Raw genomic sequence first — 12,517 nt, 5'->3', positions numbered from 1 at the left:
GGAAACTTATTAGTAATTTGATTCACAAAACGTCATTAATAATCTCAAGGATTTAGTAATAGCAACTTCAACATCTGCATGAGGTTTTTCCAATGTAGCTAGATGGTTTTTTAAAGAATCTAGACTTATTGAATTTATAGAATTCGTTTCTATTGACTGAAAAAGTATTTGAGACGCGCTAGATAAGCTCTTAGATAGTTCTTCTAAAGGAGTTATTTTTGGGTTTCTATTAAGTTTTGAAAATGCGGTATAGTTTTTAGCCCAAAGATTTAAGTAGTTTACTATTTCTGTTGATTTTTTGGGTTGCTTAATAAATGTAGAGACTAATTTATTAAACCTCGCCGCATCTTCAGCATCAACTACACAAGCATCGGCAAACAAGGTAAAAGGGGAGAAGGTTTTATATTCAACTCCGTCCTTATTTCGCTCGTATACTTTTAAAGGCTCACATATTTTAGATAACATAACTAGTGAAGAAATATCTTGATTATTAGTCATGCTTCTTAAAATAACATCTCTATTTCTAATATGTGCTACCCCTAATTCTTCTAATTGAAAAGATACTTTTTCAAGACGTTTTTTCATATTATCAACATCATTAATAACTTTTGGAGACCAAAAACGTTCGGCAATTGCGGCCGTTCTAGGCCATATTCTTGAATCAATGGTCAAAGGTGTTACCAGCTCGCTCCACATTGTGGCTTCGCCACCTAAAATTTTATAACGTTCTTCATCTGACAATTTAATGTTCCCAATGGGATCAACACTGTAATGGTGCTCAACCGAGAGCATCCTGTCAATATAATACCCATTAGACAATACGGTTTGATATCCTCGTTTTGCCGCATTAATTAAAGACCCACCATTAGGTAATCCTTCGTTTTCACCTCTCCAAGAATGAATAACAGCCGTTGTAGGCATATCTGGTGTCATAATTTCATCCCAACCCATAAGTTTTTTGTCAAGTTTGGACAGAATTTTTTCTAATTTAATATTGAAATAGGTTTGCAAATCATGGTTTGTTTCTAAACCGTGTTCTTTTTTAAAAGTTTGAATCTGTTCATTTTCATCCCAATGCTTCCCTTCATTTTCATCTCCTCCAATATGAAAATATTCATCTGGAAATAATGGTACTATTTCAGAAAATAAATTTTCTAGAAACTCATAAGTCTTTTCGTTGGTAGGATCCAGCGTTGGGTCAAAAACTCCTGAATATCTTTCTATAGCATAATGAAAACCTTCACTACTTCCCAATTCAGGGTAAGCAGTTAATAACGCAGATGCATGTCCAGGCACATCAATCTCGGGTATAACTCGTATCCCCAAATTATCGGCATAAGCCACAACATCTTTTATTTGTTCTTGGGTGTAAAACTGTCCATCTGAAGCAAACTCTTGTAACCTAGGATAACTTTTTGATTCTATTCTAAATCCTTGATCGTCTGTTAAATGCCAATGAAACACATTCATCTTAACAGAAGCCATAGCATCTAGATTTCTTTTTAACACATTAATTGGTTGAAAATGTCTTGCAACATCAATCATTAAACCTCGCCAAACAAATCTTGGAGCATCCTTAATAGAGACTCCAGGAAAATAATATTCTATTTTGCTGTTTTGTGTTAATTGAAGAAGTGTTGCTAACCCTCTATTTGCACCTATATCTGTTTTTGCATTGATAATTATAGAAGAATCATTTACATCTAATGAATAAGATTCATCAGTGTTCACATTTAATTCAGCAACTTCATCAAATGTTATAATAATATTTGCTTCTTGACTTTTTAAAGGAAACCCTTCGTTTAAAAACACCCCTGTTCTATTACTTAGTCTTCTTAAAAAACTAACAGCGGCATTACGAACTCTATGTTTCTTATCATCAGCATTTATTGAGATCGTAACGTCGCTATTAATATAAAACTTAGCAGGTTTTTCTGAAATTTCTTTAGGCCATGGCATCAAATCATATCTCTCTAGCAATACATTTTGTGCATTTGTAGTGCTACTAGAGCAATTAAATATTACAATAAATAATATGATTTTCCTCATGACTTATTTTAAAATTGATAATTTATTTTATCAGTTTATCTTAATATACTTTTCGGTTATTTTTCGATTAATATTTGCCCCCTTTACAAGTTCTACCCCAGATTGAATTAATGTATCACCCTTAAATGCTATCTCAAAAGGAAATGTATGGTTTCTAATAGCTTTAACCGTTGTAAAATTTAAGGTTTCTACATAAACATTATCATTCAAAATATAAGTTCCTCCACCGCTATAAAAACTTGAATCTACTTGTTTGTCTTGATTAAAAAATGCAAAATGGGTCTTGTTAATAATCTTTATAAAATGTGTGTTTGTTAGATTCTTAACTTTTAAAGAATCATTTTCAATCACTTCAGCATAGACCATCTTCCAAGTCCCTCTTAATTCTGTGTTATAAGTATTATTAATATTACAACTTAAAATAGAAACCAAAAACAAACACAAAACAATTACCTTCATATTAAATGAACCTAAAAATGATAACGCTTAAATGCCTCAATTGCCGCATAATCAGTCAAACCTAAATCGTTATACTTTTTGGCCGTTAATCTATTTCTATCTTCAGCACGTACCCAAAACTCCCTTGAATCTCCTCCTTGAAACATAACACCATCTTTTTGTGATTGATGGTAAAAAATAGCGTGACGTTTTCTAAGTACTTGATCTGGACTCATAGGAACAGCCATTTCAATTTGGTAAGATTCCCACTCGTGCCAAGCGCCACGATATAGCCAAACCCAACAATCAGTCATATAATCATAATGTTTTAGATCTTCTAATGCCAAAAATAAAGCATCCAAACATACTTTATGAGTACCGTGGGGGTCTGCCAAATCTCCAGCAGCATAAATTTGATGTGGTTTTATATCGTCTATCAATGTCTTCATAATAACAACATCTTCGTTACTAATATTATTCTTTTTAATAGTACCTGTTTCATAAAAAGGCAAGTCTAAAAAGTGTACATTCTCATCTCTTAATTCTAAATATCTCGTTGCTGCTATAGATTCACTTCTACGAATTAATCCTTTTAGTTTTCGAACCTCATCAGAATCAATATCATTCTCGGTCTTTATCTTTAGAAAATTAATAATACTTTGCGTTTCATCGCAATCAGGACATAATGACTGTGTTATTTCTGCAAACTTTAAGGCTTCTTCATCAGATACAGCAATATTTCCAGAAGTTTGATATGCTACGTGAACGTCATGTCCTTGCTGTACTAATCTATCAAAAGTACCTCCCATAGAAATGACATCATCATCTGGATGTGGACTAAAAATAATAACACGTTTTTTTTCTGGCGTAGCTCTTTCAGGACGGTTGGTATCATCAGCGTTAGGTTTTCCTCCTGGCCAACCAGTAATTGTATGTTGTAGTTTATTGAACATTTTTATATTCAAATTGTAGGCTGTTCCCTCTTCTGTAAGCAAACCAGACATCCCATTATTATTATAGTCGGAATCTGTTAACTTTAAAATAGGTTTACCTAAAAGTTCTGAAAGCCAAACTACTGCCTTAAGCTTTAATGCCTCACTCCAGATACAAGCCGTTACTAACCAAGGAGTTTTAACTCTAGTAAGTTCTAATGCAGCACCTTCATCTAAAATAAAAGTAGTATTATGATGGTTTTGCAAATATGTCGCAGGTACTTCGGCAGTTATATCTCCTTCAATTGTTTCTTTAACAATTTCTGCCTTATTAGCTCCCCAAGCTAAGAGGACAATTCTTTTGGCACTCATTACAGTTCCAATACCCATGGTAATTGCTTTTCTTGGTACATTATCAATACCTAAAAAAGCGGGAGCAGCATCAACTCGAGTTATATGATCTAGGGTAATACTTCTTGTTCTTGAATTTAAATGAGACCCTGGTTCATTAAAACCTATATGCCCCGTTCTACCTATACCTAAAAGCTGAAAATCTAAACCTCCAAGAGATTTAATTTTCATTTCATAATCTATACAATATTGATAAAGATCTTCTGCGCTAACTTTTCCATTTGGAATATTAACATTTTCAGGCAAAACATCTACATGATTAAAAAGATGCTCATGCATAAAATAAAAATAACTTTGAATGCTATTTTTATCCATTGGGTAATACTCATCAAGATTAAAGGTAATTACATTAGAAAAGCTCAACCCTTCTTCTTTATGCATTCTCACTAATTCTTCATAAACCTTAATCGGTGAAGAACCCGTCGCTAAACCTAATACACATGACTCATTCTTTAATGCTTTTTTTCGAATTAAAGAGGCTATTTCTTGAGCTACAAGAATAGAAGGCTCTTGAGAATCTTTGAAAATTACATTATGTACTTTTTCAAAACGGGTTTCTTCAAAGGTTCCTGCTTCGGTGTAAGCTATATTTTTATGATTTTCAATTTTCACCATTTTACTTTTTCTTGTTAATGATTTTTGATAAAGCGAACAGAAAAATCATTTCCCGTTCGCCAATCAAACAAATTAAACTAACTCAATACTACTTTATACTTCTTTTTAAAAAGTATTTAAAAATTAGATCCTCCAGTATCCCACCAGAGACGGGTACCTCCATTATCAGGACCTCCTAACTTAGAAACTGCTCCTGAAACACCTTCTGGATTAGTAGAAAGTTCACTATCTACAAAAGGAATTCTTCTGATTTGAATATCGGTATCTACTACACCGCCGCTTTGATTACTTACTACAGGAAATATTTTTGGATAACCCGTACGTCTAAATTCACTCCAAGCTTCTTGCCCTTCAGGGAACATAGCAATCCATTTTTGCGTAATTATACGCTCTAAATTCTCTTCGTTTGTACCGCCTGCATCCCAGGCAATTGTTATTGTGCTCATTGCCGAAGCACTATTAGCAGCATTAACAGGGTCTGTGTAATCTGCTGGTGTAGAGGTGTTATCTGCCATATAAGCAGCTGAACCACTTGCTCCATGCTGATCAAATGATAACTGTATTCCAGTTTCGTAATTTCCTTGAGCATCACCTGCTCCAGACCAGCCTCTTAAAGAAGCCTCAGCTTTTAAGAAAGCAACTTCCGCTGCCGTCATTAGCTGTACTGAGGGCGTATGTATATTATCATTTATTGCTGAAAAGCCAATATAATCTGCCTTTTGTTCAAGCTCATCTGCATAACCAGCTAACAATGGCAGCCCTCCACGTACGCCTTTCATTTCTCCTGAAACACTTGTAGGGGCATCAAAATAACTTCCAGCACGACTATCATTGTAACCTATTAAAATAGATTCCATTGAAGCATTTGCTCTTATGTCTCCCCAAGAATTATCTATTGTAGCTAAAGGATGATCTAAAGAACTATTAACAAAGAAACCTTCTGGATTAGCTTCAATTAGCCCAAGTGATTGAGATAAAGCTTTTTCGCCTTCAGATTTTGCTCTTGCAGGATCAACTTTAGATATTCTTATTGCTAAACGTAATCTTAATGAGTTTGCGAACTTTACCCATTTTGAATAATCTCCACCGTATGACAAATCAAATGCACTAAATCTAGGGTTTTCTAAATCGTTAGAAAGAATCCCAACTGCTGTATCTAAATCAGCAAAAAAAGCATTGTACGCCTCTTGCTGAGAATCATAAACACCCGCATTCGCTAGATCCCCAAAACTTGTATATACTATAGGGCCAAACACATCAGAAACTCGGTGCATAGCTTCTACTTTTAAAATTAATGCCACCGCATTTAAAGTCGGAAATTCTTCTTCTGTCAGTTCAGTTATCTGATTAACATTATCCATTACAAAATCATAAGGTACAGACCAGATAAAATTATTCCACCCACTCACCAAACTATATGTAGTATTATTTGCTCCAGCTCCAAAGGGTCTAGGGTTGGTTAAATACCCTGAAAATACATCGGCATTTAAGTTTTGCTGTAATTGGTATGACCATGCTGGGCTATATTGATAAATGCTTTCAAAAATAGGCTGATATTTAGAACCTACTTGTTGAAAATCAACTTCCAATTGTTCTTGTGTTATATTTCTATCATTTTGGTTGAATTGATCTATATCACTACAAGAAGTAATGACTAACCCCAAGACAACTAAACATGCTAATATTTTACTTATATTTTTCATTGTTTTATTTTTTTAGAATGTTAAATTAAGGTTTAGCCCAATACTTCTAGTTGAAGGAAGTCCCAAAACATCAACACCTTGTAATGCATTCCCTGTACTTAAAGAAATATTAGGGTCATGTGGTGCATCTTTATAGAAGAAAAATAAATTGTTTCCTACTAATGATGCTTTCACTCTTGAAAAGAATGAGTTTTCAGAAAGATTGAAGTTATAACCTAAAGCGAATTCGGCTAACCTTACATTCGTTGCGCTATAAATATACTCTCCTGTAAAACCATTTCTACCTCCTACTTTTCCATAATAATCTTGCGCCGATAAAGTTGACGCTGATCCATCTATTTGTGCATTTACATTTCCGTTAGCTGTTTCTCTAGCAGAATTATTACTAAATCCTTCTACTATAGCTTCAGTCATACTCATGGTTTCGCCTCCAAACTTACCATCAACTAAAAAGTCAACCGTAAAATTTTTAAATTCAAATGAGTTATTCCATCCTAATGTAAAATCAGGATTTGCATTTCCCACTTTTGTTAACCCATCAACAGTATTATCATCATTGGCAATTACAGCATCTCCTTCTATTATAGGTAACCCATCTGCATTACGGCTAACAACCTGCGCATAAATATCTCCAAATGAACCGCCCTCAACTAAATATGATCCAAAAGTATTAACCCCTTTTGCTGAAAGTGTAAAAAACTCAGGTTCAATAAGCCCATCTATTACTTGCCCATTATATATTTTTTCTATTTTATTTTTATTAGAAGCAAAGTTTACGGTAGTTGTCCATTTAAAATCTTCTTTTTGAATTGGAATTGCAAAAATAGAAGCTTCTATACCTTTATTAGAAATTTCTCCAGAATTTAAGTATGCTGAAGGAGCGCCAATTACTGCAACAGATGTAGCAAAAGCATAATATTGATCCACTGTTTTCGTGTTATAATACCCTAAGTCAATCCCAAATCGATTATTATTAAATTTCCATTCAGTACCTATTTCAAAAGATTTTTGTCTTTCTGGTTTTGGTGTAGAACCTGGAAAAGCTTTTACTTGATCGACTATAGGTGAACCGTCAAACTGTATTTGCCCATTTGGACTAATTTGATCTGCTCCAAAACCACTACCAACCTCGGCATAAGAAGCTCTTATTTTAGCAAAAGAAACATTTTCTGGCAAATCTAATAATTCACTTAAAACTCCTGTCACACCTATAGATGGATAAAAAAATGAATTGTTTTCTGCTGGTAATGTTGAAGACCAATCATTTCTTGCCGTTAGATCCACAAAAACTTGATCATTAAAGCCAATAGTAACACTTGCAAATATAGAGTTCACTCTAGTCTCAAATGTATCCTGCCTAAAGTTTGTAGATGGCCCTCCATTAAAATTTTGAAACGAAAATACATTAGCAAATTGTAAATCTCCATTTGTTCCAGAATCTCCAGTAAAATTCTCTGTAGTTGTGCGCGTTGTACTGGCACCTACTATTGCAGATATTGAAGTTGTTTCATTAAATTGTGTATTAATATTTGCTATAACATCACCATAATATTGTGTGTAATCATTTTCAAAAACAATATAACGACCATTTAATGGTGCCAAAGTAGCTTCGGTAGTCGCATGAATTTTTCTTTCAAACTCAAATAATGATTTATCATAAGTCCCTCTTGTTTGAAGCGATAACCAATCATTGATTTTAAAATCTAAACTTAACGATGCTACTAATTTCTTATTATTATCTTCAGAAGCATTTCTATTTACTACCCAATAAGGGTTTTGTTCTATATCTGAAGTTCCTCTAAACCAGCGTTGTGCCATTATATTCCGATTAGGGTCTAATTCTTCAAAGTTGGCATAGTTAGATAGGCTTTCAGTAGCTGATTCAAATGCATAAGCTCCAACTAGTGGATTAAAATACAAGCCTGAAATAGGTCTGTTCTTAATATTTTGTGTAGATGCCATAACACTTGCATTGATATTTAATTTGCCATCAAATAGCTTAGCAGTTTCTCTAACATTAAAAGTATGTTGCTTTAATTTATTTGTTGGAAGGACACCATCAGAAAATGTATTACTATAGGAAAAATAGGTTTGAGCATTTTCCGTTCCTCCAGAAACTGATAGCGAATTAATATTTGTTATTCCCGAAGTTAAAAAATCATCAATGTTTCCTTGAGCCTTATCATTAAAGTCCATGATATAAGCAGCACTATCAACTGTTAGATTTGACGAAAAATCTACTTTAAAACTCCCTGAGCGTCCTTTTTTGGTTGTAATTAATATAACTCCATTTAAACCTGCGCTACCATATAAAGCAGAAGCAGAAGCTCCTTTTAAAACTGTTAAAGATTCTATATCGTCTGGATTTATTAAAGCTAATGCATCACCACCGTCTCTATTTCCTCCATTAATATCACCAAATGTGTCACCTGGTTGACTAGAAGATGGATTAGATAATGGTATACCATCAACAACATATAATGGTTGGTTATTCCCAATTGAGGAATTACCTCTCAAGGTTACTTTTACCGAACCACCAGCACCTGAAGCACTACGCGTAATTGATACCCCCGAAACCTTTCCAGATAAGCTATTTATTGGGTTAGTTTGTTTAGCCTTATTTAGCTCATCGGCATTAATGTCCTGAGCTGCATAAGTTAAAGACTTTCTAGTCTTTTTAATACCAAGAGCCGTTACAACAACTTCATTAAGTTGTTGTGCATCTTCTTCTAGTTGAACATTAATTAAATTAGAGTCTGCAACAGAAATTTCTAAAGTAGCCATTCCAACATATGAAAAGACTAAAATATCACCAACATTTGCTGTTAGCGTATAATTTCCATCAAAATCTGTTTGAGCACCATTAGTGGTTCCTTGTACAATAACATTCACTCCAGGTAGAGGGATGCCATCGCTTTTTGAAGTTACAGTTCCTGTAATTTCTTTTTCTTGAGCGAAAGAACCTTGCGCCAATAAGAGTAAGAAAGAAAACAAGAAAAGTGTACGTAAGTTTTGTTTCATAATTTGAATTATTTTGTTTTTTAGTTAGGCCAAACTATCCATTATGAAAATAATTTAAAAAAAAATTATATAAACGACATCGTTTTGCACATAGACAACATTTTATGTTCGATAAGTGATTTTTGAAAAATAACAATTGTCAATTTAATTGTTAATTAATGAATATATCACTAAAATTGCCTTGTATTAATGAATTTTTATTAAAAATAATCGTTTAAACTTAAGAATCATTTCATTATCTAGTAAAAAAATAGGCGAAAACATTCCTATCAGATATCACGTTATATTCTGGCTAGGATACTTTACCTTCAATGTTTGGAGATGGGGAAGTTACTTTGATGATTATGAGTATTCATTTAAGTCGAATGTAGTTGAGTTTACCATTCATATTATTATTGTTTATGGTAATATATTTTATTTAATTCCAAAATTCATTTTACGAAAAAAATACAAAACCTATTTGGCCATTGTGATTTTTATTTTAGTCATGGTTTATGTAATTAGAACGGGATTGAATTATGCTTTGGTAACAAAAGTAGCCTTTCCAGAATCTATAGTTCCTTCAAGTTATTTTGATGTTAACTATATTATAGATGTAATTCTTGGCGAACTTTATGTTATTTCCTTCGTAACGTCAATAAAATTTATAGTAGAATGGTTCTTAGAAAAAAAGAAAAATGAAGATTTAGCTAAACTTCAACTAAGCACGGAACTCAAGTATTTACGTACTCAAATTCAACCACACTTTTTTTTTAATACCTTAAACAATTTATATGCTTTAACATTGCAAAAATCTGACAACGCTCCAAAACTAGTTATAAAGTTATCTGAAATGATGCAATACATACTCTATGAAATAGATGGCCCTAAAACGCTGTTGCTTAATGAAATAAAACATATTAATAATTACATGGATATTGAGCGCTTAAGGTTTAACAACAAAGTCGAAACTGATATGGATATTACAGGTCATATAGAAGATGTTAAAGTACCACCTCTTTTGTTTCTTTCGTTTGTAGAAAACTCTTTTAAACATGGAATGAAAGGTAATGATCTTTTAAAGGTTAAAATGAGCTTTACATTAGCAAACGGGTATTTGGAGTTTAAATTGAGTAATAACTTTAACCCAAAAGTCTCTAAAAAATCTTTATCTGGAATTGGCAATGTTAATACAATAAGACGATTAAAACTATTATTCTCTAGCGACTATGTTTTAAATGCTAATGAAGAAGGCGATATTTATAATTTGTTTTTAAAAATCCCGGTACAAAAATGAAAATTAAGTGCCTAATAATAGATGATGAGCCATTGGCTATAACAGTGATCGAAAATCATTTAAAGAATTTTGACCATATAGAAATTGTTCAGACTTTTAATAACCCATTAAAAGCCTACATGGTTTTAGAACAAGAAAAAATTGACATTATTTTTCTGGATATCAACATGCCACAAATGACTGGTTTTACTTTTATTGAAAATTTAAGCTACAAGCCATTAATTGTTATTACTACTGCTTATAGGGAGTATGCCGTAAAAAGTTTTGAATTGGATGTCTTAGATTATTTGGTGAAGCCAATCCCTTTTAATAGATTTTTAAAAACAGTAAACAAAATATACCAACAAGTATATGTTACTAATACTAAAGCGGATGCCTCGCTAAAACAAGAGCCACATATTTTTTTAAAAGTCAATAAAAAATTAATAAAAATTAATTTAAACGATATTCTTTATATAGAAAGCTTAAAAGATTATATCAAAGTGATTACCACAATAGGTGATTATGTCGTGCATAAATCACTTTCAGCTATTACTGAAGAATTACCGCAATCTAATTTCATGCGTATCCATAGATCCTATACTGTATCTATAAATAAAATAATTGCTTTAGAAGGCAATACCGTGGAAGTTTCTAATAGAAAAATACCCATAGGTCGCAATTACACTAAACAAGCTAAAGAGCGCATTTTTAATATTAACGACGATAGAAATAACTAACCATAATTAAATTCCACTTGCAATCATGTCGAATCATCAAGAAAAAAACAAAACTTTAATACCAATACTAATCATCGCTGGATTGTTTTTCATATTCGGATTTGTTACCTGGATTAATGGCGCATTAATCCCATTTATGAAAACCATTAATGAATTGACTGATGCTCAGTCCTATTTAGTTGCATCAGCATCTTACATTTCATTTGTGGTTATGGCGTTACCAGCATCTTCTATAATTAACAAAATTGGGTATAAAAAAGGAATGTCGTTAGGATTAATTATTATGGCCATTGGAGCTTTGGTTTTTATTCCCGCAGCTAATGCAAGAACATATTGGATGTTTTTAACTGCAATTTTTATCCAAGGGGCGGGTATGACATTATTACAAACAGCATCAAACCCATATATTACAATTTTAGGTCCAATTGAAAGCGCTGCCAAGCGCATTGCTATAATGGGAATAGCAAACAAAGTAGCAGGGTCTTTAGGGTCTGTAATATTTGGAGCGATTTTATTATCTGGTATAGATGAAATTAAAGAAAAGCTAACCTACGTTGATGCTTCTGAAAAAGCCAGTTTATTAAACACCATGGCTGATAGTGTGGTTACACCATATATTGTAATGGCTGTTGTTTTATTCTTATTAGGAATTTTAATTAGAAAAGCACCTTTGCCGCATGTTGAGGCAGAGCCAATTGAAGCTTCTAAAGCTGGTAAAAAAGCAAAATCAAGTATTCTTCAATTTCCGCATTTATGGTTGGGCGTTTTAGCATTGTTTGTCTACGTAGGAGTTGAAGTTATTGCTGGGGATACCATTATTTCTTATGGTATTTCATTAGATATCCCTGTAGATCAAGCCAAGTTTTTTACCTTATTTACTTTAATGGCTATGGTAGCCACCTATGCTTTAGGAGTCTTTTTAATTCCTAAATATATAAGTCAGGCTTTTGCTTTAAAGGCCAGTGCTGTCTTAGGTATAATGTTATCATTTTGTATTGTATTTACAAGTGGGTTTACATCAGTTCTTTTCGTTGCTGCCTTAGGTATTGCTAATGCTCTAGTTTGGCCAGCAATTTGGCCGCTAGCACTAACAGGTTTAGGTAAATTTACTAAAACAGCTTCAGCATTATTAATTATGGCCATTTCTGGTGGAGCTATTATACCACCATTGTATGGAGCTATTGTAGATAATAAAAAAGAAGAATTAATAACAAGTGGCTTAGAAGAAATTGCAGCTACAGCAGAAGCAGCTTCAAGCGGATATTGGATTTTATTGCCATGTTATCTAATCATTTTTTATTATGCTTTTTGGGGACATAAGGTTGGTTTAAAAAAGAACTTTTCGGCTTAATT

The 12,517-nt window shown here is 32.9% G+C and carries 8 protein-coding genes; 3 read left to right on the top strand and 5 right to left on the bottom strand.

Going from position 1 to position 12,517, the window contains the following annotated elements; all coding sequences use genetic code 11:
• Nucleotides 1-9: 9 nt before the first annotated feature.
• From AC2D6V_RS06335 to AC2D6V_RS06315, 5 genes are all read right to left on the bottom strand, one after another.
• On the bottom strand, nt 10-2,049 hold the full coding sequence (locus AC2D6V_RS06335; protein ID WP_484647218.1) for a beta-N-acetylhexosaminidase: 2,040 nt from the start codon (nt 2,047-2,049) through the stop codon (nt 10-12).
• A 30-nt stretch (nt 2,050-2,079) separates the two neighbouring features.
• On the bottom strand, nt 2,080-2,508 hold the full coding sequence (locus AC2D6V_RS06330; protein WP_484647217.1) for a hypothetical protein: 429 nt from the start codon (nt 2,506-2,508) through the stop codon (nt 2,080-2,082).
• An 11-nt stretch (nt 2,509-2,519) separates the two neighbouring features.
• Complete coding sequence (nagB, locus tag AC2D6V_RS06325) at nt 2,520-4,445, bottom strand: glucosamine-6-phosphate deaminase (RefSeq protein WP_484647216.1); 1,926 nt, start codon at nt 4,443-4,445, stop codon at nt 2,520-2,522.
• 116 nt (nt 4,446-4,561) lie between these two features.
• Complete coding sequence (locus tag AC2D6V_RS06320; RefSeq protein WP_484647215.1) at nt 4,562-6,148, bottom strand: RagB/SusD family nutrient uptake outer membrane protein; 1,587 nt, start codon at nt 6,146-6,148, stop codon at nt 4,562-4,564.
• Between the two features lie 12 nt (nt 6,149-6,160).
• Nucleotides 6,161-9,169, bottom strand: coding sequence for a TonB-dependent receptor domain-containing protein (locus AC2D6V_RS06315; protein WP_484647214.1), 3,009 nt, complete (start codon nt 9,167-9,169; stop codon nt 6,161-6,163).
• A 469-nt stretch (nt 9,170-9,638) separates the two neighbouring features.
• On the opposite strand from AC2D6V_RS06315, the gene AC2D6V_RS06310 reads away from it, so the two are divergent.
• Genes AC2D6V_RS06310 through AC2D6V_RS06300 form a run of 3 tightly spaced genes read left to right on the top strand, consistent with a single transcriptional unit; the run spans nt 9,639 to nt 12,515 of the window.
• Nucleotides 9,639-10,445 (top strand): sensor histidine kinase, encoded by an 807-nt coding sequence (locus AC2D6V_RS06310; protein WP_484647213.1) that lies wholly within the window; start codon nt 9,639-9,641, stop codon nt 10,443-10,445.
• Entirely contained in the window at nt 10,442-11,164 is a 723-nt protein-coding gene (locus tag AC2D6V_RS06305; RefSeq protein WP_484647212.1) for a LytR/AlgR family response regulator transcription factor, read from the top strand. Before AC2D6V_RS06310 ends, AC2D6V_RS06305 begins: the two co-directional genes overlap by 4 nt.
• A gap of 25 nt (nt 11,165-11,189) precedes the next feature.
• The gene (locus AC2D6V_RS06300; RefSeq protein WP_484647211.1) at nt 11,190-12,515 is read left to right on the top strand and encodes a sugar MFS transporter; all 1,326 of its coding nucleotides are present in this window, start codon (nt 11,190-11,192) and stop codon (nt 12,513-12,515) included.
• Nucleotides 12,516-12,517 lie beyond the last annotated feature (2 nt).

It is taken from the genome of Algibacter sp. YIN40 (genome assembly GCF_057219435.1).
This window is presented reverse-complemented; position numbering and strand designations above follow the sequence as displayed.